Below are 22996 nucleotides of genomic sequence, written 5' to 3'. Positions count from 1 at the left end.
GGAGGACCCCTTCAGCCATGGATGTCGTCGACATCTCCCGCTGGCAGTTCGGCATCACGACCGTCTACCACTTCATATTCGTCCCGCTGACCATCGGCCTGACCCCGCTGGTGGCGCTCATGCAGACCTTCTGGGCCGTGACGGGCAAGGCTCACTGGTACCGCGCCACCCGCTTCTTCGGCACGATCCTGCTGGTGAACTTCGCCATGGGCGTGGTCACCGGCATCGTGCAGGAATTCCAGTTCGGCATGAACTGGTCGGAGTACTCGAAGATGGTCGGCGACGTCTTCGGCGCCCCGCTGGCGCTCGAGGGCCTCATCGCCTTCTTCCTCGAGTCCACGTTCCTCGGCCTGTGGATATTCGGCTGGGGCCGCCTGCCGCGCTGGCTGCACACGGCGTGCATCTGGATCGTCGCGGTGGCGGTGAACATCAGCGCGTACTTCATCATCGTCGCGAACTCCTTCATGCAGCACCCCGTCGGCGCCGTGTGGAACCCGGAGAAGGCCCGGGCGGAGCTCGCCGACATCGGCGCGCTGCTGGCCAACCCGACGGCGCTCGCGGCGTTCCCCCACGCCGTCGCCGGCTCCTTCCTGGTCGCGGGCACGTTCGTGCTCGGCGTGTCCGGGTGGTGGCTGGTGCGCGCGCATCGTGCGGCGGCGGATGGTGCCGCGGATGCGCGTGACGACGGGACCCGCCACTCCACGCACCGCCCCGCGCTGAAGGTCGGCCTGTGGACGACCGTGCTGTCGTCCATCGCCGTGGCGCTGACGGGCGACGTCCAGGCGAAGCTGATGTTCGTGCAGCAGCCGATGAAGATGGCGTCGGCGGAGTCGCTGTGCCACACGACGACGGACCCGATGTTCTCCGTGCTGACCATCGGCACGCACAACAACTGCGACTCGGTCATCCACCTCATCGAGGTGCCGTGGGTGCTGCCCTTCCTGGCGGAGGGAAAGCTCAGCGGCGTGACGCTGAAGGGCGTCGTCGACCTGCAGCGGGAGGCGGAGCTGGCGTTCGGGGAGGGCAACTACTCCCCCAACCTCTTCGTCACCTACTGGAGCTTCCGCGCGATGATCGGCCTGATGGCCGGCTCCGTCGGCATCGCGGCGCTGGCGTGGTGGATGACCCGCCGCGGCCACATCCCCCGCGGCCGGGCCGGCACCTGGTTCGCCCGCGCCTGCCTGGCGGCCATCCCGTTCCCGTTCCTGGCGAACTCCGCCGGCTGGATCTTCACCGAGATGGGCCGCCAGCCCTGGGTCGTCCACCCCAACCCTGAGTCCGCCGGCGACCCGCGCACGGAGCTCATCCGCATGACCGTGGACATGGGCGTCTCCGGCCACGCGCCGTGGACCGTCATCGTCTCCCTCGTCGGGTTCACCCTGGTCTACGGGGCCCTGGCGGTGGTGTGGTTCTGGCTCATCCGCCGCGTCGTCCTGCACGGGCCGACCGCCGACGCCGCCCCGCCGGAGGTCGCCGAGGAGGCCGCCGCCGAGCGCGCCGCCGCCGCGCGGCCGGTGCGGTTCGCGATGGCGGGGGCGGACTCCACCGCGGGCCCGGACCCGGACTCCGCCGGCGGCGACGCCGCCCCGGCCCCGTCCGCCGACCGCACGACCGGGAAGGAGCCCTGACGTGCTCGACTCGCTCGATCTCCCCGTCATCTGGTTCGTCCTCGTCGCCGTGCTGTTCGCCGGGTACTTCCTGCTGGAGGGCTTCGACTTCGGCGTCGGCATGCTGCTGCCGATCCTCGGCCGCGACGAGGCCCGCCGCTCCGCGATGCTGAAGACCATCGGCCCCGTGTGGGACGGCAACGAGGTGTGGCTCATCACCGCCGGCGGCGCCCTGTCCGCCGCGTTCCCCGCCTGGTACGCGACGATGTTCTCCGGCTTCTACCTGCCCCTGTTCCTCATCCTGCTGGCGCTCATCGCCCGCGCCGTCGCCCTGGAGTGGCGGGCGAAGGTCGACGGCGACCGGTGGCGCCGCTGGTGCGACCGCGGCATCGTCGCCGGCTCCTGGCTTCCGCCGGTCCTGTGGGGCGTCGCCGTGGCGAACCTCGTGCGCGGCGTGCCCGTCGACGCCGGCGGGCGCATGGCCACGGGCCTGCGGGAGCTCGCCGGACTGCTCGGCCCCTACGCCCTGCTGGGCGGGGCGGGCCTGACCGCGCTGTTCCTGCTGCACGGCCTGACGTTCCTGCGGCTGAAGACCGCGGGCGTCCTGCGCGACGAGGCGGCGCGGCTGCTGCCGTGGACCGCCGGCGCCGCCGTGGTCCTGGGCGGCGGGTTCGTCCTGTGGACCCAGCTGGCCCACGGCAAGCCGTGGACGTGGGCCGTGACCGAGGTCGCCGTCGTCGGCGTCGCGGCGGGCGCGGCGCTGCTGGCCGCCGGGCGCGACGGCCTCGCGTTCACCGCGACCGCCGCCGCGGTCCTGGCCGTCACGGCGCTGGCGTTCGGTGCGATGTTCCCGAACGTCATGCCGACGTCGCTGCCGGACGGCATGTCGCTGGACATCCGCAACGCGTCGTCCGGCGCGTACACGCTGACCATCATGACGTGGGCGGCCATCGCGGTGACGCCCGTCGTCGTCGGCTACCAGGCGTGGACGTACTGGGTCTTCCGCCGGCGGGTGACGGCGGAGCCGGTGCCGGCCGCCGCGGCATGACGGCGCCCGCGACGGCCCGGCGCGGCCCCGTCGACCCGCGGCTGCCGCGCCTGTCCGCCTCGGCGCGACGGTGGATCCTGCTGGCCGCGGCGCTGGCGGCGCTGGACGCGGCGGCGATCATCGCCGGCGGCGTCCTCGTCGGCCGGGTCGCCGCCCGCGCCATCGAGCACGGGCTGCCCCTCGGCGCGGCCACCCCGGCCCTCGCCGCGCTGGCCGCCGTCGCCGTCGTCCGCGGCGCCCTGGCCTGGGCGAAGGCACGGTGGGGCCGCCGCGCCGCCGCCGGCGCCGTCGAAGAGCTGCGCGCCCGCGCGCTGCACCGCCTCGCCCACGCCGATCCGCGCGGCGTCGACCGCGCCGCCTGGCGCACCCTGCTGTCGGAGGGGCTGGAGGGCCTCGGCCCCTACCTGTCGGGCTACCTGCCGGCGCTGGCGGCGACGCTCGTCGCCACGCCCGCGGCGCTGGTCGCGGTGTGGTGGGCGGATGCGCCGTCGGCGCTCATCGCCGTCGTCACGCTCCCGCTCATCCCGCTGTTCATGTGGCTCATCGGCACCCTGACCGCGGGCCGCACCGCACGGCGCCTGGCGGACCTGGGGCTGCTGGGCGACCAGATGCTCGACCTCGTCGCGGGCCTGCCGACGCTGACCGCCCTCGGCCGCGCCGACGTCCCCGTCGCGGAGATCCGCCGCCTCTCGCGCGCCCACGCGGACTCGACGATGGGCGTGCTGCGCATCGCGTTCCTGTCGTCGCTGGCGCTGGAGTTCCTGGCGATGCTGTCGGTCGCACTCGTCGCCGTCGGCATCGGCTTCCGCCTGGTCGACGGCTCCATGACGCTGGAGGCGGGCCTCGTCGCGCTCATCATCGTCCCGGAGGTCTACGCGCCGGTGCGCGCGGTCGGCGCCCGCTTCCACGACGCGCAGGACGGGCTCGCCGCCCTCGCCGCGGTGGCGGATCTCCCGCGTGACGACGCACCCCCCCGCTCCCCCTCCGCCGCAGCCTCCGGGGAGGACCGCGGGCCCGCGTCCGCGGCAGACGCCGCGGCGCCGGAAGCCGGCCTGCGCCTCGTCTTCGACGGGCTGACCGCGCGGGGCCGCGACGGCGCCCGCCCCCGGGACCTGACCGGGGCGGCGGAGCCGGGGCGGCTCACGGCGCTGGCCGGGCCGAACGGCGCCGGCAAGTCGACGGCGCTGCTGGCGGCGCTGGGCATCGCCGTCGACGGCGTCACGGGCGTCGCCGCCGTCCTGGCTCCCGAGAGCCCGTTGACCGGCGAAGCGCTGTGGGCGCGGACCGCCTACGTGCCGCAGCGGCCGGTGCCGGACCGGGCGGCGGTCGGCGGCGGCGCCCCGCGGGCCTCCCTCGGCGAGCGGCAGCGCGCCGCCGTCGCGGAGGCCCTGTCCGGCGGCCGCGACCTGCTGCTGCTCGACGAGCCGACGGCGCACCTCGACGCCGCCCGCGCCGGGGAGATGCTCGACGCCCTGGCGGCGCGGGCCGCGGCCGGGGCGACCGTCGTCGTCGCCACCCACGACCCGCTGGTCCTCGCCCGCGCCGACGCCATGGTGGAGGTGACGGCATGACCGCGCATCCCGCCCGTTCGGCCCGCACGTCCGCCGTCCCCGCGCCCCGCGGCACGGGCCTCGCCGCGGACCTCGCGGCCGTCCGCGCCGCCCGCCCCCTGACCGGCCTGCGGCGCCGCGAGCTCATCGGGCCCGTGGCCCTCGGCACCACGACGCAGCTGGCGGCCCTGGCGCTGGCGGTGGTCTCCGCGTGGCTCATCGTCCGCGCCTGGGGCATGCCGCCCGTGCTGGAGCTCACCGTCGCCGTGACGGCGGTGCGCGCGCTGGGCATCTCCCGCGCCGCGTTCCGCTACGCCGCCCGCCTGGCCGCCCACCGGCTGGCGCTGCGCTGCGCCGGCCGCGCCCGGACGAACGCCTGCGCGCTGCTCGCCGCCCGGGGCGGGCCGGGGCTGCGCCGCGGGGAACTGTTCACGCGCCTGGGCCCGGACGTCGACCTCGTCGCCGACGTCGTCGTCCGCGCCGTCGTCCCCGCCGGCGTCGCCCTGGTCACCTCCGCCGCGGCGGTGGGCTTCGCGGCGCTGCTGTCGCCGGCGGCCGCGGCGGTGCTGGCAGCCGGGCTGCTCGTCGCCGGCGTCGCCGCCCCGGCCGCCTCCGCCCGGGCCGCCCGCGTCGCCGCGGACCGGCGCGCGAGCGCGACGGAGGCGCACGTCACCGCCGTCGACCGCGTCCTCGACGGGTCCGCGGAGCTGCGGGTGCGCGGGGAGCTGCGCGAGGCGCTCGACGACGCCCGCCGCGCCGCCCGCGGCCTCGCCGCCGCCGACGAGGCGGCCGCCCCCGCCGACGCGGCCTCCGCGGGACTGTCGGCGCTGGCGGCCGGCCTCACCGCCGCCGGCGTCCTGGCCGCCGCGCTCGCAGGCTTCACCGGCGGGGCGCACTCCCCCGAATGGCTCGGCGTCCTGGCCCTGCTGCCGCTGGCGGCGTTCGAGGCGGTCTCCGCGATGCCGCAGGCCGCCGTCGCCGTCACCGGGGCGGCCGGGGCGGCGCGCCGCCTGGCGGAGCTGGCGGGCCCGGCGCGGGAGGGGGACGTCGTCACGCACATGAGGGCGACCCCCGGCGACGCGCACGACCCGGCTGCGGCGGTGACCGCGCGGGGCCTCGTCTGCGCGCGCGACGGCGGCGGGCCGGTGGGACTCGGCGCCGTCGACCTCGACGTGCCCGCAGGCGGGCGGCGCACCATCGTCGCCCCGTCCGGCGCCGGCAAGACGACCCTGCTGATGACGCTGGCGGACCTGCTGCCGCCGCGCGCCGGGGAATGCTCCGCGCCCGGGGCGCTGTTCGTCGCGGAGGACGCGCACGTCTTCGCCACCACCGTCCGCGACAACCTCGCCGCCGGCGCCCCGCACGCCACCGACGCGGAGATGGCCGGCGTCCTCGACGCCGTCGGGCTCGGCACCTGGGTGCGGGGCCTGCCGGACGGGCTCGGCACCGTCCTCGCCGCCGGCGCCGGCGACCTGTCCGGCGGGCAGCGCCGCCGCCTGCTGCTCGCCCGCGCGCTGCTCACCGACGCCCCCGTCCTGCTGCTCGACGAGCCCTTCGAGCACCTCGACGACGCCGGCGCCGCCGCCCTGCGCGACCTCCTCGCCGCCCCCGCCCTGCCCGGCGCGCGCCCCGACCGCACCGTCGTCGTGGTCGAGCACCCGCGCGACCCGGCGCCGCGCCGCCCGGCGTAACCCGCGTCACCCGCTTTCGCCCCGGGCGCCGCAGGTGGGACAATGCGCGGCGTGACGGAACTGCGCATCGGAAAGTACATGCTCGCCTCCCCGGTCGTGCTGGCCCCCATGGCCGGCGTGACCAACGTGGCGTTCCGCACGCTGTGCCGCGAGCAGGAGCTCGCCCGCACCGGCACCGTCTCCGGCCTGTACGTCTGCGAGATGGTCACCGCCCGCGCCCTCGTCGAGCGCAACGAGAAGACCATGCGCATGACGACGTTCGCGCCCGACGAGGACCCCCGGTCGCTGCAGCTCTACACCACCGACCCGCACTGGACGTACGAGGCCGCCCGCATGGTCGCCGAGGAGAACCTCGCCGACCACCTGGACATGAACTTCGGCTGCCCCGTCCCCAAGGTCACCCGCCGCGGCGGCGGCTCCGCCCTGCCGTACAAGCGGCGCCTGTTCGCCAACATCGTCGACGCCGCCGTCCGCGGCGCCGAGGACGGCTCCCGCGCCGCCGGCCGCGACATCGTCCCCGTGACCGTGAAGTTCCGCGTCGGCATCGACGACGACCACCACACCCACCTCGACGCCGGCCGGCTGGCCGCCGACAACGGCGCCGTCGCCGTCGCCCTCCACGCCCGCACCGCCGCCCAGCGCTACTCCGGCGAGGCCGACTGGTCCCAGATCGCCCGCCTCAAGGAGCACATGGTCGCCTCCGGACACGGGGACATCCCCGTGCTGGGCAACGGCGACATCTTCGCCGCCGGCGACGCCCGCCGCATGATGGACTCCACCGGCTGCGACGGCGTCGTCGTCGGCCGCGGCTGCCTCGGCCGCCCCTGGCTCTTCGCCGAACTGTCCGCCGAGCTCAACGGCCGCGAGGTCCCCGAGCCGCCGACGCTGGCCGAGGTGTGCGCCATCATCGCCCGCCACGCGGAGCTGATGGCGCAGTACGACGGCGAGGACCGCGCCTGCCGCGACACCCGCAAGCACATCGGCTGGTACCTCCGCGGCTTCCCCGCCGGCGGCGAGGCCCGCGCCGCCATGGCCCGCGTCCGCTCCCTCGACGAGCTGCGCGGCCAACTCGACGCGCTGGCGACCGGCCCCGCCGGCGGCGCCCGGCCGGAGGATGCCGACGGCGCCCGCGGCCGCCAGGGCTCCCCCGGCAAGGTCGCGCTGCCCGAGGGCTGGCTCGACGACCCGGAGGACGAGTCGGTGCCCGACGGCGCCGATCTCATGCACTCCGGCGGGTAGGCGCCGGGGCTCCCCGGGGCGTGCCGGGGACGCCCGCCGACCGCCCCGCGACCGCCCCGCGCACGCCCCACGCACGCCCTGTAACCGCCCCGCGACCGCCCCACGCACGCCCTGTAACCGCCCCGCGACCGCCCGGCGCGCGGCTCCCGGGGATCGCGCCGGGGTCCGCGCCACCTGCGCATCCGCGCAAGTGATACGGACCCGGAAACGATCGGGAACGGCCGCGGATCCGCACGTCGCAAAGCACCTCCACGGCAACCCCGCACGTGCCTTACCCCCGTTCACCTGCGTGCGCACGCGGCGGGTGCCCCCGCGCCATTGAACGCGTTTCACCAGGTCACCGGCGACGCTCCTCCGGGCATCCACCGGGCGGCGCCCTCCCGGCGCGCGGATCCCTACAGCGCACCCTAGGATGAGGACCCATGCGGACCGTGTACCGGGAACAGATGGACTCCTTCGCCCATGACCTCATCATCATGTGCGATCACATCCACGGGATGAACACGCTCGCGTCCACCGCGCTGTTCGACGCGGACATCGACGCGGCCGAGGAGGTCCTGTCGTCCCTCGACCGCCTCGAGGAGCTGCGCTCCAAGTGCGAGAACCAGGCCTTCGAGCTCCTCGCCCGCGAAGCCCCCGTCGCCCGCGACCTCCGCCAGGTCGTCTCCGGCATCTACATCGTCGAGGACATGTCCCGCATGGGCACCCTCAGCGTCCACGTCGCCAACACCGCCCGCCGGCGCCACCCCGACAAGGTGCTGCCCGAGGAGCTCGAGGGCTACTTCCGCGAGATGTCCCGGGTCTGCGGCGAGATGACCCGCACGACCCACGACATCCTGGTCACCTACGACGTCGACGCCGCGCTGCAGCTCAACACCGACGACGACCAGATCGACGACATCCACCAGCGCCTCCTCGCGCAGTCGGTCTCCGACGACTGGCCGCACAGCTCGCGCGTCACCGTCGACACGACCCTGCTGTCGCGGTTCTACGAGCGCTACGCCGACCACGCCGTAGCCGTCGCCTCCCAGATCGTGTACCTCGCCTCCGGCTACAAGCCCGAGCAGCTGCTGCTGCGCCGGGAAGTCGCCCAGGAGGACGAGATCTTCGAGGCCCGCATCCACGACCTGGAGCGCCACTTCCGGAAGTGACGGGCACGCGGGTGCGGGGGCGCGCTCCCCTCGCTCGACGCCGGCGGGGCATCTCCCATGCGGGAGGTGCCCCGCCGGCGTTTCCGCGTGACGACGGGGCGGGGTGCGGGGTGGGCGTCGACGTGTGCGGTCCTCCCTTTCACGGGACCCCACTCCGCCTGCCGGAACAGGGTCCCGTGTGCCGGAAGCGGTCCGTCTGACGGGGTCACAGGCTCCGGCGCTACCTCCCCACCACGGATGGAGCCGTTTCGGCAAACGGGACCCACGTATATCGGGGTCCCAACCGCCGGAACCGCTCCATCCGGCGCGGCACCCCGCAGACGGCTCCTCCGCCGGCGTCCCAACAGGGTCCCGTCCGCCGAAAACCGTCCGTCTCCGCCACCACGACCCGCCCCGGCAACGCGACCCGGCCCGCCAACGAACCCCTCCCCGCCAACGCGAACGGGCCCCGGCCACCGCGTGGTGCGGCGGCCGGGGCCCGTGGACGTCCGGGACGTATCAGCCGAAGCGGCCGGAGATGTAGTCCTCGGTCTCCTTCTTGTCCGGGTTGGAGAAGATCTTCTTCGTCGGGCCCACCTCCACGAGCTGGCCGGGCTTGCCGGTCGCCTCGAGGGAGAAGAAGGCGGTCTGGTCGGAGACGCGCGCCGCCTGCTGCATGTTGTGGGTCACGATGACGATCGTGAACTCCTCCTTGAGCTCGTGGATCAGGTCCTCGATGGCCAGAGTGGAGATCGGGTCCAGGGCGGAGCACGGCTCGTCCATCAGGAGGACCTCCGGCTCGACCGCGATGGCGCGGGCGATGCAGAGGCGCTGCTGCTGGCCGCCGGAGAGGCCGCCGCCCGGCTTGTCCAGGCGGTCCTTGACCTCGTCCCAGAGGTTCGCGGAGCGCAGGGACTTCTCGGCGACCTCCTTGAGCTTCTTCTTGTTCTTCTCGCCGGACAGCTTCAGGCCGGCGACGACGTTGTCCTCGATGGACATGGTCGGGAACGGGTTGGCCTTCTGGAACACCATGCCGATGGTGTTGCGGACGGCCACCGGGTCGACCTTCTTGCCGTAGATGTCCTCGCCGTCGAGGAGCACCTCGCCGGTGACGTAGGCGCCCGGGATGACCTCGTGCATGCGGTTCAGGGAGCGCAGCACGGTGGACTTGCCGCAGCCGGACGGGCCGATGAAGGCGGTGACGGAGCGCGGCGGGACGTGGAGGTTGACGTCCTTCACGGCGTGGAAGTCGCCGTAGTAGATGTCGACGTTGTTGAGATCGAGGCGCTTGGCCATGATTTCGATGCCTTTCCTGGGGGCGGGGCGTGATGCGGCCCCGGGGAAACTACTTCTTGACGGAGAACTTCGCGGAGATGATGCGCGCCACGATATTGATGAGGGCGATGATGAGCACCAGGGTCAGCGCCGCGCCCCACATCTTGTCGAAGGCGACGCCGGTGTTGCCGGCCTTGTACATGTCCAGCATGAACAGCGGCAGCGAGGACTGCGACGTGCCGAACGGGTTGTACGTGATGATGCGGGAGGTCGCGACCAGGATCAGCATCGGCGCGGACTCGCCCATGACGCGGGCGACGGCCAGCATGACGCCGGTGACGATGCCCGACAGGGCGGTCGGCAGGACGATCTTCGCGATGGTCTTCCACTTCGGCACGCCCAGGGCGTAGGACGCCTCGCGCAGGTCGTGCGGCACGACGCGGAGCATCTCCTCCGTGTTGCGGACGACGATGGGCACCATGAGCAGCACCAGGGCCAGCGACACCGCGAAGCCCGAGCGGTTCATGCCGAACATCACGACCCACAGGGAGTAGATGAACAGCGAGGCGACGATGGACGGGACGCCCGACAGGATGTCGACCATGAAGGTGGTCAGCTTGCCCAGCTTGGAGTCGCCGGCGTACTCGACCAGGTAGATGGCCACGAAGATGCCGATCGGGATGGTGATGATCGACGTGACCAGGGCCTGGACGATGGTGCCGATGATGGCGTGGGCGGCGCCGCCGGCGTCGGCGCCGACGGTGACGCCGAGCTGGGACTTCGCCCACCAGCCGGCGTCGAGGATGACGGGGAGGCCGCGGCTGAACAGCTCCACGAGCACCCAGACGAGGGGCACGAGGGCGATGGCCATGGCGGCGTAGATGAAGACCGTGGAGACCTTGTCCGTGGTGATGCGGGAGCCCTTGATGGGCGTGAAGGCGGACTCCCCGGTGGGGACCTGGCCCTTCGGGTCCACGGCGACGGCGTTGGCGGAATCGCTCATGTCGGTTCTCCTACTTCTTCGCGATGGCGCGCGCGGCCGAGTTGACCACGAACGTCAGGAGGAACAGGACCAGGCCGGCGGCCATGTAGGCGCCCGCCTTGAGGTCGTCGTTGAACTCGGGGGCGGCGTTCGCGATGGCGGTCGCGAAGGTGGTGCCGCCGTCGAGCAGGGACCAGCGGAACTCCGAGGTCGGCGCGAGGACCATGTACAGGGCCATCGTCTCGCCGAGCGCGCGGCCGAGGCCGAGCATGGAGCCGGAGATGTAGCCGGACTTGCCGAACGGCAGGACGGCCATGCGGACGGTCTCCCAACGGGTGGCGCCGAGCGCCAGGGCGGCCTCGATGTGGCCGCGCGGCGTCTGGACGAACACCTCGCGGGTCGTCGCGGCGATGACCGGGAGGATCATGATGGCCAGGACGATGCCGCCGGTGAACAGGTTGCGGCCCGTCGCGAACGCCGGGGAGTTCGCGTAGTGCTCGAACAGGAAGATGTGCTGGCCGAGCGTCGTGGCGAGCCACTCGTAGAACTTCGACAGGGCCGGGCCGAGGGCCATGAAGCCCCACAGGCCGTAGACGATGGACGGCACCGCGGCCAGCAGGTCGATGAGGAAGGCCAGCGGCTTCACGGCCTTCACCGGGGCGTAGCTGGTCAGGAAGATCGCGACGCCGAGGGCGACGGGCATGGCGAAGATGAGCGCCACGACGGAGACGGCGACGGTCACCGCGAAGAGGTTCGGGATGCCGAAGTACATCTCCGAGGTGTCGCCGAGGTTCCAGTCCGCGGCGTAGGTGAAGAAGTTCGCCGCGTTGTTCCGCATCGACGGGATCGCGCGCAGCAGCAGGAAGATGCCGATGGCGGCGATGGCGATGGTGATGAGGGACGCGGAGCCGACCGAGAGGATCTCGAAGACCCGGTCGCCGGGCCGCTTCACGCCGGCGGCGCCGCGCGGCGCCTCCTGCGGGGTGTTGCCGGGGGTCGACAGGTGGGGGGCGTTCGAGACGATCGCGCCCTCAACGTCGCCCTTCTCCCCGGTGGCGGGGGACGAAGACGTCATGATTGCAATTCCTTCAATGGCTGGTTGCCGATTTCGGAGGGGCCCCTTCCGGGCCGAAGCCGACCATCGCCCCGTGGGCGGTGGTCGGCCGTCGCTGTTTCACGGGTCAGCTCCCGTCGCGGGGTGCTCCCCCGCGTTCGCCGGCGGGGTCACGGGGACCCCGTGCCGGCGGGCCGCGTGCGGCGCCCTACTGGATGGCGTCGACGGCGGCCTTCAGCTTGTCCTTGTACTCGCCGTCGACCGGGATGTAGCCGAGGTCCTCGAGCTCGGAGCCCTGGCCGTCGGCCAGGACGACGTTGAGGAAGTTCTTCAGCAGGTCGCGGGTCTGGTCGTCGTAGCCGGCGGAGCAGACGATCTCGTAGGTGGTCAGCACCAGCGGGTAGGCGCCGTCCTCGGTCATGGCGAAGAGGGCGTCGGTGTCGACGACCATGTCGTGCTCGGAGGAGCCGACGAAGTCGATGGCGGAGAGGGCCTTGTTGACGGACTCCGGGGTCAGCTCGACCGGGCCGTTGCCGAAGTCGATGTTGGCGATGCCCAGGCCGTTGTCCTTGGCGAAGCCGGCCTCGACGTAGGTGATGGAGCCCGGGATGGCGTTGACCTGGTCGGCGACGCCGGCGGAGCCGTTGGCGCCCGTGCCGACGGCGGACGGGAAGGACTTGGACGGCTCCTCGTCCCACAGGTCGGTGGCGGAGGCCAGGAACTGCTGGAAGTTCTGGGAGGTGCCCGACTCCTCGGAGCGGTAGACCGGGGTGATCTTCTCGTCCGGCAGCTCGGCGTCCGGGTTGACCTCGGCCAGGGCCGGGTCGTTCCACTTGGTGATGTCGCCCTTGAAGATCTGGGCGGCCAGGTCCGGGGTGAGGTTCAGGTTGTCGACGCCGGGGACGTTGTAGGCCAGGGCGACCGGGCCGATGACCATCGGCAGGTGCCAGGCGTCGTTGCCGCCGCAGCGCTCCTTGGCCTGGCCGACCTGCTCCTCGTCGAGGGCGGAGTCGGAGCCGGCGAAGGCGACGGTGCCCTCGATGAACTGGGTCTGGCCGGAGCCGGAGCCGGTGGCGTTGTAGGACAGGGTGGAGCCCGGGGACGCGGCCTCGTAGAGGGCGGCGAAGTGGTCCATGGCGCGCTGCTGGGAGGTGGCGCCCTCGCCCTGCAGCTGGCCGGTGGCCTCGGTCAGGCCCTCGGCCTGGGACTCGCCGGAGCCGCCCGCCTCGGAGCAGGCGGTCAGGGTCAGGCCGGCGACGGCGGTCAGGCCGAGGATGGCGGCCGAGCGGCGGCGGGTGGTGTTCAGCACGTTGAGTTCCTCCGTGTCGTCATGGACCCCGGCGGCGGCGCCGCTCCGGTCGGTCCGTGGCTTTGTGGGTGCGGACTGATGCGCGGAAATCCGGGTGACCCGGGTTTCCCGACGTCACGGAAGCTATAGGCGGCTGGTGTCCCGGCCCCGACCCGGAAGTGAACGAAAAGTGAACTCAAAGATGACGTTGAGGCAATTCCCAGGCGGTTCACGGTGTTTCGGTGAGGTTGCGGGGTTGTCCAACCGCTAAATGAGAGATGCGTCACCAACCACACCCGTCCACCCCCGTCACATGTCCCGCACCGCATGTTTTTTGCGTGACGACGGCCGCCGCCGCGGCTCCTCCCCCTCCCGGGGCCGGGGCCCGCCCCGCGCGGACCCGTCCGATGCCGCGCTATCCGCGGCGGCGCATGACGTCGCGGCGGCTGACGCCGAAGCCGGTGCGGCGGTACGTCCCGACGGCCGGCTCGTTGTCTCCCTCGACGTAGAGGATGACCTCGCGGGCGCCGCCCTCGGCGAGGTGCGCGATGCCCTCGCGGGTCAGCCAGGAGCCGGCGCCGCGGCCGCGGGCGCGGTCGGCGAGGCCGATGACGTAGACCTCGCCGACGCCGTCCGGGTGCCGCTTGGTCCAGTGGAAGCCGACGACGTCGCCGTCGGCCGCGTCGACGGCGAAGAGCACGCCGGCCGGGTCGAACCAGTCGACGTCGCGGGCCCGGCGCAGCTGCTCCGGGGTCCAGCCGCCCTGCTCGGGGTGCCAGTCGAACGCCTCGTTGTTGACGGTCAGCCACGCCTCCGCGGCCGCGTCGGCGCCGATCCGCTCCTCCAGCTCCGGCAGGGTCTCCAGGCGGATGCCCTCCGGAGCGGGGCGGCGCCGCGCGGCCTCGGCGAGGTCGTCGCCGCCGACGGACATCTGCAGCAGCTCGCGGACGACGGTCCAGCCGGCCGACTCCGACAGGGCGCGGGCGGCGGGCAGGTCGCCGTGGGCCCACACCGCGGGGGCCTCCCCCTCCCCGGAACCGTCTCCGTCGCCGGAGTCCGCGCGGCCGAGGACGTCGAGCAGCGCGCGCCCGATGCCGGTGCGGCGGTGGTCCGGGTGGACGGCGAGCTCCGCGGACTCCCCGTCGGAGGCGGCGATGCCGGCGAGCTCGCCGCCGGCCTCGACGCGCAGGTGCCGGTGGCCGGCGCCGTCGTCGTCGAGTCCGCGGAGGAACGCCTCGCCGAAGGGCTCGACGCCGTCGGCGGCGGCCGCGGCATCGAGGAGGCGGCGTGCGGCGGCGGCCCCGCCGTCGCCGAGGCCGTCGAGGACGTCGTGGTGCTGGTCGGTCATGGTCGCCTTCCGTCGGTCGGGGCCCGTCCGCGGCCCCGGCGCGCGCCGGGGCCGGGGGCTCCCGACGTGGGTCAGGCGTCGTCCGGGCCGATGAGCTTGTAGCCCACGTTACGCACGGTGGCGATCATGCCCTCGTGGCCGCGGCCCAGCTTCGCGCGGAGGCGGCGGACGTGGACGTCCACCGTGCGGGTGCCGCCGTGGTAGTCGTAGCCCCACACGTCCTGCAGCAGCTGGGCGCGGCTGAAGACGCGGCCGGCGTTGGCGGCGAGGAAGCGCAGGAGCTCGAACTCCTTGTAGGTCAGGTCGAGGTGCTCGCCGCGCATGCGGACGGTGTAGGTGTGCTCGTCGATGACGAGGTCGCCGACGGAGATGGTGGAGTCGTCCGGGCCGTCGGTGACGGGCACGGGGCGGCGCGACAGCAGCAGGCGCAGGCGCGCGTCGATCTCCGCCGGGGAGGCGTCGGGGAGGATGAAGTCGTCGACCGCCCACGCGCCGTCGAGGGCGATGAGGGCGGTGTCGGCGGCCAGCACCGCGACCGGCAGGTCCGGGTTGGCCGAGGCGATGGTGCGGCACAGCTCGCGGGCGCCGACGAGGTTCGGGCCGGTGACGTCGACGATGACGACGGTCGCGTCGTCCAGCAGCGACGCGGACTGCGCGGTGGCGGACAGGCGGACGACCTCGTGGCCCAGCAGGGCGAGGGTCGGGACCTTGGCACGGATGTCGGGATCGTTGCTGACCAGCGCCAGGCGCATCGTGGTCCACGCTCCTCGGGTTCGTCGTTGGGCTGTGAGCGGTCCGCCGTCCCGAGGTGCGGCTGGGTGCGCCGCGCGGTGGCCGGGGCCGGCATCCGGTGGTGTCCGGTCGGGCCGCCGCGTCGGGTGGACCCCGTACGGGGCGGCGCCGTCGCCCCGGATTCTAGGTGACGCCCTTCGTCGGGTAGGAATTGACCTATGACTTCCTCCCGCCCCCGCCGCATCGCCGCCTGGTCCGCGGCGGCGATTCTGCTCGCGGCGGTGGGCGTCGACACGGGTGCGGCGATCCACGCGGAGCGGCAGCTGGCGGAGCATCTCCGCGGCGAGGCGCACCTGCCCGCCGACCCCTACGTGTCGCTGGGCGGCCTGGCGTACCTGAGCTCCCTGTTCACCGGCCAGTGGAGCTCCGTGTCGGTCCGAGCCCGCGACCTGGACGTGCCCGGTTTCGGCCTGGTCTCCGTGGAGTCGGGCGCGGTCGACGTGCAGGTGCCGCGGGAGTCGGTGTGGACGGGCCGGTTCGAGGACGCGGAGACCGACAAGTTCTTCGGCAAGCTCCAGCTCGACGGCCTGGCGCTGGGCCGGCAGATGGGCTTCACGGACCTGGTGATCCAGAACCTGGAGGACGTGTCCCCCGTCGGCGGCTGGGAGACGGAGGCCATCTTCGAGGCCACCCCCGAGGGATGGGACGGCCCGGCGACGGTGTCCGTGAAGCTGCGGATCCTGGAGCAGAACGTCCACGTGATCCCCATCGAGGTGATCGAGGCCCCGGCGTACCCCGACTCCGTGGACGTGATGCCGGGCGACGAGCTCGCCCCGGAGCAGCGCGACGTGCTGATGCGGGCGTTCACCCTCTTCCTCGAGGGCGCGCAGCTGCCGCTGGAGATCCCGCCGACGCGCATCTACGTCGCCGGCGGCTCGGTGTTCATCGAGGGCGAGCAGGTCAACACGACCGTCTCCCCGGAGGATTTCCTGCCGGACGCGCTGCCGCAGAAGGACTCCGGCCTGCGCTGACGCGACCCGGGCACGCCCCGCGCGCATCCTCCCGGCGACCACCCGACCGGGTGATCGGGGCCGCCCCCGCGGCCACGTAGGATGGCGGTCATGAGCGAACACGACGCGACCGAGCACGAGGGCGCCCCGGCCGGCGCCCGCCTGGACGGCAACGCGGCCGTCGATCGCGCCCGCGAGCGGGCGAGGGAGACGGCCGGCCGCAACATCGCGGACCTGCCGGGTCTGCCGATCCCCGCCGACACCGCGAATCTGCGGGAGGGCCCGAACCTGCACGACGGCCTGCTGGCGCTGCTGCCGCTGGTCGGCGTGTGGCGCGGCGAGGGCCAGGCGAACACGCAGGTCGACGGCGAGTACCGGTTCGGCCAGCAGCTGACGTTCTCCCACGACGGCGAGAACTACCTGACCTACGAGTCCCGCTTCTGGAAGATCGACGAGGACGGCGAGGTCATCGGCCCGGATCTGCGCGAGAGCGGCTTCTGGCGCATCAACGACAAGGACGAGATCGAGTTCCTGTGCACCCACTCCACCGGCGTGGTGGAGATCTACTACGGCGAGCCGGTCTCGGAGCGCGCGTGGGAGGTGCAGGCCGCGTCGACGATGGTGACGGCGACCGGCCCGGCGTCGCTGGGCCCGGGCAAGCGCCTGTACGGCCTGATGCCGAACAACGACCTCGGCTGGGTCGACGAGCGCGTCGTCGGCGACGAGTTCGTGCCGCGCATGTCCGCGCAGCTGCATCGCTGGGCGGGCTAGTCCCGCACCCCGCGGGGTTCGCGTGACGACGGATCCCGCTCCGGCCGCGACGGCGGCGGCCGGCCCCTCCCCCTTTCCCGGGCCGGGGCCGGCCGCCGCCGTCGTGCGTTGGGGGGGGGGACGGGCGCCGCGCGCGTCCCGTCGTCACGCATCGCGTGCGGCGACGCGGGCGCGCACCCGGGCGCGGGCGCGGCGCGGGCCCGTCGTCACGCGGAGGGGCTACTCGGCGGCGAGGGCGTCCTCGCACAGCGCGACGAAGCGATCCTCCTCCCCCGGGTCGACCGGGGCGAGGTCGTCGCCGTCGACGCTGACGACGCGCACCGCGATGCGCACCGACGACACCAGCCACACCGCGTCGGCGGAGCGCAGGTCCTCCGGGGTGAGCACGGCGCCGCGGCAGGCGATGCCGCGCGACTCCGCCAGGTCGAACAGCGCCGCCTGGGTGGTGCCCGGCAGCACGCCCTCGCCCGGGTTCGGGGTGAGCAGCTCGCCGTCGCGGACGACGATGATGGTCGACGTCGGACCCTCCAGCAGGTTGCCCTCCGCGGAGGTGAAGATGACGTCGTCGAAGCCGTGCTCGCGGGCGTGGCGCAGCGCCGCCATGTTCGCGGCGTACGACAGGGTCTTCGCGCCGATGAGCGCCCACGGCGCGCGGGAGCCGAGGTCGAGGGAGAAGCCGCGCTCGGCGAGCATCACGCGCACCCCCGTCTGCCGCGCGGCCGCGGCGCCCGCCGTCACCGGCGACACCATGACGTAGCCCGTCGGCTCGCCGGAGGTCTCGCGGCCGCGGGTGTAGACCCAGCGCATCGACGCGTCGTCCGGCCGGCCCCACTCCCGCAGCGCGACGGCCGACGCCTCCCGCCAGCGGCCCATGTCCGGCTCCGGCAGCTGGAGCACCCTCGCGGAGTTGACGAAGCGGTCCTCGTGGCGGCGCGTGTTGCACGTGTGGCCGTCGCGGACCAGCAGCGTCTCGAAGACGCCGTCGCCGCGGACGGCGCCGAGGTCGTCGGCGTACAGCAGGGGCCGGGTGGCGTCGACGGGCGCCGGGGCGTCGCCCGACAGCACGTCGACGATGATGGGTGCGGTGGCGCTGGTTCCGGTCATGGCCCTTAGCCTATTCGCCCCGGCCGCGTTACCATCGCGGACGTGACCGACGACTACCGCAGCACCCTGCTCGATCACGTCCCCGGCGCCGAACCGCTCGCCGACGACCCGTGGGGCCGCTCCGGCGTCGCGTGGCACGTCGGCGACCCGCTGACGGAGCAGCGGGCGTTCGCCGCCGCCGGGCTCGTCGACCGCTCCCACCGCCGCGTCATCCGCGTCGCCGGCCCCGACCGGCTGGAGTACCTCAACACCCTGCTGTCGCAGAAGCTCGACGACGCCGCGCCCGGCGACGTCACCGAGGCGCTCGACCTGGATCCGCAGGGCCGCGTCCTGCACCACATGGCGGTGACGGTGCGCGACGACGAGGTGCTGCTCGACGTCGCCCCCGCCCAGGAGGCGACGCTGCTGCGCTTCCTGACGATGATGATCTTCCGCTCCGACGTCACCGTCGAGGCGGCGGACCTGGGAATCCTGTCGATCGTCGGACCGGAGGCCGGCGACGTCGCGGAGCGTGCGGCGGGTTCCCTGGATGCGGCCGCCGTGGTGCGCCGCGTCGGGTGGCCGGCCGGCGGCCGCGTCGACGTCCTCGTCCCGCGGGAGTCGCTGACCTCGGCATGGGAGGCGCTGGCCGCCGCCGGCGCGACGCCCGCCGGGCTCATGGCCTGGGAGGCCGAGCGCGTCGCCGCGCTGCAGCCGGAGACCGGCATCGACCTCGACGAGAAGGCGATCCCGCACGAGGCGCCCCGCTGGATCGGCGACCCCGCCGTCCCCGGCTCCGGCGCCGTCCACCTGCACAAGGGCTGCTACCGCGGGCAGGAGACCGTCGCCCGCGTCGACAACCTCGGCCGCCCGCCGCGGACCCTCGTGCTGCTGCACCTCGACGGCTCCGCCGCGGAGCTGCCGGAACCGGGCGCCCCGGTGACCGCCGGGCGCCGCACCGTCGGCCGCGTCGGCACCGTCGTCCACCACCACGAGCTCGGGCCGATCGCCCTGGCGCTGGTGAAGCGCTCCGCCCAGGAGGGCCAGGAGCTGGCGTGCGGCGGCTGCGCCGTCGCCGTCGACCCCGACTCCGTCGACCGCGACGACGCGGTGAAGCCGGGCCGCGCCGCGGTCGACCGGCTGCGCGGCCGGGGCTGACCGGCCCCGGGGCCGGCGGGCGTCCGACGGCTCCGCGCCACCCCTCCGTCACCGCCGCGTCCCCTCCCGGCAACGTGCCCGCGACCGCCGCGATGATGCCCCTCATGGCATCGCCGCGGAGTTTCCGCAGGTCGGGGGCACGTGGCCGGACGTCCCGCGTTTACGCTATGGTGTACTGCAGGAATCACGCACTGACAGAGACAAGGGGGCGGCGGGACAATCCTCCGCGCCCCGGACCACCAAGGGGGTCACGCCATGGGTCGCGGCCGTGCCAAGGCTAAGCAGCAGAAGGTTGCCCGCCAGCTGAAGTACAACGCTCCGGAGATGGACCTGGACAGGCTCCAGCGGGAGCTCGCCGGCGAAAGCACCCGGGACTCCGGCTACGACGACGATGACTCGTCCGACTGGGGCGACTGGGACGGCCGCCGCTAGACGGACGGCCCCCGGGCCCCGCCGCCGGGTGCGGCGCAAGAGGGCGGCCCGCCTTTCCGATGACCGGGAGGCGGGCCGCCCTCTCGTGCTGCCCTGACGCGGCGGGCATGGTCCCGCCGGGCGCCGCGGCGGGATGCGGCCGGGCGGGGACGGCGCCGTGCCGCCCCTCCCCCCGGCCGCGCGGCCATCCGGCCGCGGGTCCGCTAGAAGCGCGGGTGGTCGCCGACGAGCACCGCGCGGTCCTCGCCCTCGCGGGAGACGCGGACCTCGCCGAGCTCCCAGCAGTCGATGTGGCGGGCGGTGAGGATCGCCATCGCGCGGTCCCGGTCCTCCGGGGCCACGACGGCGACCATGCCGACGCCCATGTTGAACGTCTTCTCCATCTCCTCGCGCGGCACCTGGCCGAGCGACGCGATGGTGCGGAACACCGGCTGCGGCGTCCACGTCGCGCGGGACATCTCGGCGGTGAGGCCCTCCGGCATCACGCGCGCGAGGTTCGCGGCGAGGCCGCCGCCGGTGACGTGGCAGAAGGTGCGCACGGCCGTCTCGTTCATGAGCTCGAGGCAGTCGAGGGCGTAGATGCGGGTCGGCTCCAGCATCTCCTCGCCGAGGGTGCGGCCGAAGTCCTCCACGTACTCGTCCAGCGACAGGCCGGCGCGCTCCAGCAGGACGTGGCGGGCCAGGGAGTAGCCGTTGGAGTGCAGGCCGGAGGACTTCATGGCGATGACGACGTCGCCCTCGCGCACGCGGTCCGGGCCGAGGACCTTGTCCTCCTCCACGACGCCGACGCCGGTGGCGGACACGTCGTAGTCCTCCGGGTCCATCACGCCCGGGTGCTCGGCGGTCTCGCCGCCCAGCAGGGCGCAGCCCGACAGGCGGCAGCCCTCCGCGATGCCGGAGACGATCTCCGCCACGTGCTCCGGCACGACCTTGCCGATGGCGATGTAGTCCTGCAGGAACAGCGGCTCCGCGCCGCACACCACCAGGTCGTCGACGACCATGGCGACCAGGTCCAGGCCGATCGTGTCGTGCTTGCCCATCTTCTGCGCGACGGCCAGCTTCGTGCCGACGCCGTCCGACGACGCCGCCAGCAGCGGCTTCCGGTACTCGCCGAGGGCGAAGAGGCCGGCGAAGCCGCCGAGCCCGCCGCGGACCTCCGGGCGGGTGGCCTGCTTGGCGATGGGCGCGAAGAGCTCCACAGCCCGGTCGCCCGCCTCGATGTCGACGCCTGCGGCGGCGTAGGAGGCGCCGGTGTCCTGGGGTTCGCTGCTCATTGTTCGGGGTGCTCCTTTAGGAAGTGGCGAGGTCGGGGTGGACGGCGTCGTGCGCCGCGGAGGGGGCGTCGTCACGCGCCGCGTCGTCATGCGCGTCGCGGGTGCAGTCGACGTGGCCGGGCATGCCGGCCTGGGCGGCGCGGATGCGCTCGACGGCCGCCGCGTTCGGGTCGCCCTGCGGCAGGCCCAGCGGGTAGTGGCCGTCGAAGCAGGCGCGGCACAGGCTGCCGGCGGTCTGCTCCGCCGCCTCCGTCATGCCGTCGACGGAGACGAAGCCCAGGCTGTCGGCGCCGATGGCGGTGGCGATGCCGTGGACCAGATCGCCGTCGCCGACGCCGTTGGCGATGAGCTCGCCCGGCGACGCGAAGTCGATGCCGTAGAAGCACGGCCACTTCACCGGCGGCGACGCGATCCGGACGTGGACCTCCGCCGCGCCGGCCTCCCGCAGCATGCGGATGAGCGCCCGCTGCGTGTTGCCGCGCACGATGGAGTCGTCGACGACGATGAGCCGCTTGCCCGCGATCTGCTCCTTCAGCGGGTTCAGCTTCAGGCGGATGCCCAGCTGGCGGATCGTCTGCGACGGCTGGATGAAAGTGCGTCCGACGTACGCGTTCTTCGTCAGGCCCAGCCCGAACGGGATGCCCGACTCCTGCGCGTAGCCGACGGCCGCCGGGGTGCCCGACTCGGGCACGGGCATGACCATGTCGCCCTCGGCCGGGAACTCGCGGGCCAGGCGGCGGCCGATCTCCACGCGCACGGCGTTGACGGAGCGGCCGCGGATGACGGAGTCCGGGCGGGCCAGGTACACGTACTCGAAGATGCAGCCCGCGCGGTTCTGCTCCGCGAACCGATCGGAGCGAACGCCCGAGGAGTCGATGGCGACGATCTCGCCCGGCTCGATGTCGCGGACGAAGCTCGCGCCGACGATGTCCAGCGCGCACGTCTCCGACGCGACGACCCAGCCGTTGGACAGGCGGCCCAGGCACAGCGGGCGCACCCCGTGCGGGTCGCGGGCGGCGTACAGGGTGTCGCCGTCGGTGAACGTCAGGCAGAAGGCGCCCTTGATGCGCGGCAGCAGGCGCAGCGCCGCCGCCTCGACCGTCGTGCGGCCGGCGAGATCCGTCTCGCCGGCGGCGGCCTCGCGGGCCACGACGCCCGTCTCGTGCGACAGCAGCGCGCACATGACGTCGGAGTCCGACGGCAGCGGGCCCTCCGGGGCGATGAGCCCCTTCTCCCGCGCCTCCTCGCCGAGCTCCAGGTGGTTGATGAGGTTGCCGTTGTGCCCCAGGGCGATGTCCGTGCCGTCATCGCTCATGCGGAACATCGGCTGGGCGTTCTCCCAGGCCGGGGCGCCCGCGGTGGTGTACCGCGTGTGGCCCACGGCCACGTGCCCCTTCAGCGCGTCGAGCGACTGCTCGTCGAAGACCTGCGACACCAGGCCCAGGTCCTTGAAGACCAGGATCTGGTCGCCGTCGCCGACCGCGATGCCCGCGGCCTCCTGGCCGCGGTGCTGCAGGGCGAACAGCCCGTAGTAGGTGAGCTTGGAGACGTCCTCGCCGGGCGCCCACACGCCGAATACGCCGCATTCCTCCCGCGGCTCGGTCTCGCCGAGATCGTCGAACGGGGAGGCGGCGGCGCGCGTCGCCGGGAAACCGGAGTTCAGGGAATCGGCCACGCCCCCAGGGTACCCGCAGGCCCCGGGCCGGGACCAAAACCGGCGCCTCTTCACGCACCCGCGGAGGATCCCCTTCCCCTCCCGATAGGACCGCCGTATCATGGCGGGACCCGCCGGACGCCCGCGGGCGCCGCGCCCCGGGCCCGACCACGAGGAGCGCGCCATGTCAGCCTCGGACATCCGCCCCACCGGCCCCGCCCCGTCGTCACGCGCCGCCGCGGGCGACCGCGCGCCTCACGCGGCGACGACCGGCAGGTGCCCCGCGATCTCGCCGGCGCGCGTCCCCGACGCGTCGAACGACCCGCCCGGCGCGGCGCCGCCCGCCGCCGCGTCCGCGAACGCCAGCCGGCCGGTCGCGAGCAGCAGCCACGTCCGCGGATCGCACTCGACGACGTTCGGCGGCGTCCCGCGCGTGTGCCGGGGCCCGTCGATGCACTGCACCGCGACGAACGGCGGCACCCGCAGCTCCACCGCGTGCCCCGGCGCCTCCTGCGCCAGCATCCGAGCCGACTGCCGCACCGCCGCGGCCAGCGCGGCGCGCGGCGGGCGCGGCGCCTCCGGGTCGTCCAGCCAACCCGCGACGGCGGAGACGGCCGCGCGGCATTCCATGGGGTCGATGTGCTTCGTCATGCCCCCATCCTGCACGCGG

20 protein-coding genes are annotated in these 22996 nt (G+C 73.9%); 10 read left to right on the top strand and 10 right to left on the bottom strand.

Translation table 11 applies throughout. From position 1 onward, the window contains the following. Positions 1 to 17: 17 nt before the first annotated feature. From QQS41_RS11565 to phoU, 6 genes are all read left to right on the top strand, one after another. Complete coding sequence (locus tag QQS41_RS11565) at positions 18 to 1628, top strand: cytochrome ubiquinol oxidase subunit I (RefSeq protein ID WP_448852870.1); 1611 nt, start codon at positions 18 to 20, stop codon at positions 1626 to 1628. A gap of 1 nt (position 1629) precedes the next feature. Further along, positions 1630 to 2655, top strand: a complete 1026-nt coding sequence (cydB, locus tag QQS41_RS11560; protein WP_448852869.1) for a cytochrome d ubiquinol oxidase subunit II — start codon at positions 1630 to 1632, stop codon at positions 2653 to 2655. Further along, positions 2592 to 4226, top strand: a complete 1635-nt coding sequence (locus tag QQS41_RS11555) for an ABC transporter transmembrane domain-containing protein (RefSeq protein WP_448852868.1) — start codon at positions 2592 to 2594, stop codon at positions 4224 to 4226. The genes cydB and QQS41_RS11555 overlap by 64 nt, the downstream gene beginning before the upstream one ends. Next, positions 4223 to 5896, top strand: a complete 1674-nt coding sequence (cydC, locus tag QQS41_RS11550) for a thiol reductant ABC exporter subunit CydC (protein WP_448852867.1) — start codon at positions 4223 to 4225, stop codon at positions 5894 to 5896. Before QQS41_RS11555 ends, cydC begins: the two co-directional genes overlap by 4 nt. Positions 5897 to 5938: 42 nt before the next feature. Beyond that, positions 5939 to 7135, top strand: coding sequence for a tRNA dihydrouridine synthase DusB (gene dusB, locus QQS41_RS11545; protein ID WP_448852866.1), 1197 nt, complete (start codon positions 5939 to 5941; stop codon positions 7133 to 7135). A 422-nt stretch (positions 7136 to 7557) separates the two neighbouring features. Continuing rightward, entirely contained in the window at positions 7558 to 8286 is a 729-nt protein-coding gene (phoU, locus tag QQS41_RS11540; protein ID WP_448852865.1) for a phosphate signaling complex protein PhoU, read from the top strand. 498 nt (positions 8287 to 8784) lie between these two features. Here the strand turns inward: phoU and pstB are convergent, their stop codons facing one another. The 6 genes from pstB to QQS41_RS11510 all read right to left on the bottom strand — a co-directional run bounded on the left by pstB (position 8785) and on the right by QQS41_RS11510 (position 14964). Continuing rightward, positions 8785 to 9561 (bottom strand): phosphate ABC transporter ATP-binding protein PstB, encoded by a 777-nt coding sequence (pstB, locus tag QQS41_RS11535; RefSeq protein WP_448852864.1) that lies wholly within the window; start codon positions 9559 to 9561, stop codon positions 8785 to 8787. Positions 9562 to 9610: 49 nt separating this feature from the next. Continuing rightward, positions 9611 to 10543, bottom strand: a complete 933-nt coding sequence (gene pstA / locus QQS41_RS11530) for a phosphate ABC transporter permease PstA (protein WP_448852863.1) — start codon at positions 10541 to 10543, stop codon at positions 9611 to 9613. 10 nt (positions 10544 to 10553) lie between these two features. Further along, on the bottom strand, positions 10554 to 11597 hold the full coding sequence (pstC, locus tag QQS41_RS11525; protein ID WP_448852862.1) for a phosphate ABC transporter permease subunit PstC: 1044 nt from the start codon (positions 11595 to 11597) through the stop codon (positions 10554 to 10556). A 187-nt stretch (positions 11598 to 11784) separates the two neighbouring features. Further along, positions 11785 to 12882, bottom strand: a complete 1098-nt coding sequence (gene pstS, locus QQS41_RS11520) for a phosphate ABC transporter substrate-binding protein PstS (RefSeq protein ID WP_448852904.1) — start codon at positions 12880 to 12882, stop codon at positions 11785 to 11787. A 397-nt stretch (positions 12883 to 13279) separates the two neighbouring features. Then, the gene (gene mshD, locus QQS41_RS11515) at positions 13280 to 14212 is read right to left on the bottom strand and encodes a mycothiol synthase (RefSeq protein ID WP_448852861.1); all 933 of its coding nucleotides are present in this window, start codon (positions 14210 to 14212) and stop codon (positions 13280 to 13282) included. 71 nt (positions 14213 to 14283) lie between these two features. Then, positions 14284 to 14964: a winged helix-turn-helix domain-containing protein gene (locus QQS41_RS11510; protein WP_448852860.1), complete on the bottom strand. Its 681-nt coding sequence runs from the start codon at positions 14962 to 14964 to the stop codon at positions 14284 to 14286. A gap of 198 nt (positions 14965 to 15162) precedes the next feature. Here QQS41_RS11510 and QQS41_RS11505 point away from each other — a divergent pair, with 198 nt between their 5' ends. Together QQS41_RS11505 and QQS41_RS11500 are read left to right on the top strand one after the other, a co-directional pair. Continuing rightward, positions 15163 to 15975 (top strand): LmeA family phospholipid-binding protein, encoded by an 813-nt coding sequence (locus tag QQS41_RS11505; RefSeq protein ID WP_448852859.1) that lies wholly within the window; start codon positions 15163 to 15165, stop codon positions 15973 to 15975. A gap of 90 nt (positions 15976 to 16065) precedes the next feature. Further along, positions 16066 to 16725 carry an FABP family protein gene (locus tag QQS41_RS11500; RefSeq protein ID WP_448852858.1) on the top strand — a complete coding sequence of 220 codons (660 nt, stop codon included), beginning with the start codon at positions 16066 to 16068 and terminating at the stop codon, positions 16723 to 16725. Positions 16726 to 16944: 219 nt separating this feature from the next. Here QQS41_RS11500 and QQS41_RS11495 read toward each other — a convergent pair whose 3' ends face one another. Then, positions 16945 to 17829, bottom strand: a complete 885-nt coding sequence (locus QQS41_RS11495; protein ID WP_448852857.1) for an aminodeoxychorismate lyase — start codon at positions 17827 to 17829, stop codon at positions 16945 to 16947. 42 nt (positions 17830 to 17871) lie between these two features. Between QQS41_RS11495 and ygfZ the strand changes: the two genes are divergently transcribed. Both ygfZ and QQS41_RS11485 read left to right on the top strand, forming a co-directional pair. Continuing rightward, positions 17872 to 18966 carry a CAF17-like 4Fe-4S cluster assembly/insertion protein YgfZ gene (ygfZ, locus tag QQS41_RS11490; protein WP_448852856.1) on the top strand — a complete coding sequence of 365 codons (1095 nt, stop codon included), beginning with the start codon at positions 17872 to 17874 and terminating at the stop codon, positions 18964 to 18966. 255 nt (positions 18967 to 19221) lie between these two features. After that, complete coding sequence (locus QQS41_RS11485; RefSeq protein ID WP_448852855.1) at positions 19222 to 19398, top strand: DUF3073 domain-containing protein; 177 nt, start codon at positions 19222 to 19224, stop codon at positions 19396 to 19398. Positions 19399 to 19601: 203 nt separating this feature from the next. Here the strand turns inward: QQS41_RS11485 and purM are convergent, their stop codons facing one another. The 3 genes from purM to QQS41_RS11470 all read right to left on the bottom strand — a co-directional run bounded on the left by purM (position 19602) and on the right by QQS41_RS11470 (position 22977). Beyond that, positions 19602 to 20672, bottom strand: a complete 1071-nt coding sequence (gene purM / locus QQS41_RS11480) for a phosphoribosylformylglycinamidine cyclo-ligase (RefSeq protein ID WP_448852854.1) — start codon at positions 20670 to 20672, stop codon at positions 19602 to 19604. Between the two features lie 16 nt (positions 20673 to 20688). Beyond that, positions 20689 to 22347, bottom strand: coding sequence for an amidophosphoribosyltransferase (gene purF / locus QQS41_RS11475; protein WP_448852853.1), 1659 nt, complete (start codon positions 22345 to 22347; stop codon positions 20689 to 20691). Positions 22348 to 22581: 234 nt separating this feature from the next. Next, the gene (locus QQS41_RS11470; protein ID WP_448852852.1) at positions 22582 to 22977 is read right to left on the bottom strand and encodes a sterol carrier family protein; all 396 of its coding nucleotides are present in this window, start codon (positions 22975 to 22977) and stop codon (positions 22582 to 22584) included. Positions 22978 to 22996 lie beyond the last annotated feature (19 nt).

This window comes from Corynebacterium sp. 335C (genome assembly GCF_053525695.1).
The sequence above is the reverse complement of the archived record's forward strand: the minus strand, read 5'-3'. Positions and strand labels throughout refer to the sequence as shown.

Excerpts from the sequence above, each read along its gene's own strand:
- QQS41_RS11565 (WP_448852870.1), top strand. The coding sequence starts at position 18 with ATGGATGTCGTCGACATCTCCCGCTGGCAGTTCGGCATCACGACCGTC.
- cydC (WP_448852867.1), top strand. The coding sequence starts at position 4,223 with ATGACCGCGCATCCCGCCCGTTCGGCCCGCACGTCCGCCGTCCCCGCG.
- dusB (WP_448852866.1), top strand. The coding sequence starts at position 5,939 with ATGCGCGGCGTGACGGAACTGCGCATCGGAAAGTACATGCTCGCCTCC.
- phoU (WP_448852865.1), top strand. The coding sequence starts at position 7,558 with ATGCGGACCGTGTACCGGGAACAGATGGACTCCTTCGCCCATGACCTC.
- pstB (WP_448852864.1), bottom strand. The coding sequence starts at position 9,561 with ATGGCCAAGCGCCTCGATCTCAACAACGTCGACATCTACTACGGCGAC.
- pstA (WP_448852863.1), bottom strand. The coding sequence starts at position 10,543 with ATGAGCGATTCCGCCAACGCCGTCGCCGTGGACCCGAAGGGCCAGGTC.
- pstC (WP_448852862.1), bottom strand. The coding sequence starts at position 11,597 with ATGACGTCTTCGTCCCCCGCCACCGGGGAGAAGGGCGACGTTGAGGGC.
- mshD (WP_448852861.1), bottom strand. The coding sequence starts at position 14,212 with ATGACCGACCAGCACCACGACGTCCTCGACGGCCTCGGCGACGGCGGG.
- QQS41_RS11510 (WP_448852860.1), bottom strand. The coding sequence starts at position 14,964 with ATGCGCCTGGCGCTGGTCAGCAACGATCCCGACATCCGTGCCAAGGTC.
- QQS41_RS11505 (WP_448852859.1), top strand. The coding sequence starts at position 15,163 with ATGACTTCCTCCCGCCCCCGCCGCATCGCCGCCTGGTCCGCGGCGGCG.
- QQS41_RS11500 (WP_448852858.1), top strand. The coding sequence starts at position 16,066 with ATGAGCGAACACGACGCGACCGAGCACGAGGGCGCCCCGGCCGGCGCC.
- QQS41_RS11495 (WP_448852857.1), bottom strand. The coding sequence starts at position 17,829 with ATGACCGGAACCAGCGCCACCGCACCCATCATCGTCGACGTGCTGTCG.
- QQS41_RS11485 (WP_448852855.1), top strand. The coding sequence starts at position 19,222 with ATGGGTCGCGGCCGTGCCAAGGCTAAGCAGCAGAAGGTTGCCCGCCAG.
- purM (WP_448852854.1), bottom strand. The coding sequence starts at position 20,672 with ATGAGCAGCGAACCCCAGGACACCGGCGCCTCCTACGCCGCCGCAGGC.
- QQS41_RS11470 (WP_448852852.1), bottom strand. The coding sequence starts at position 22,977 with ATGACGAAGCACATCGACCCCATGGAATGCCGCGCGGCCGTCTCCGCC.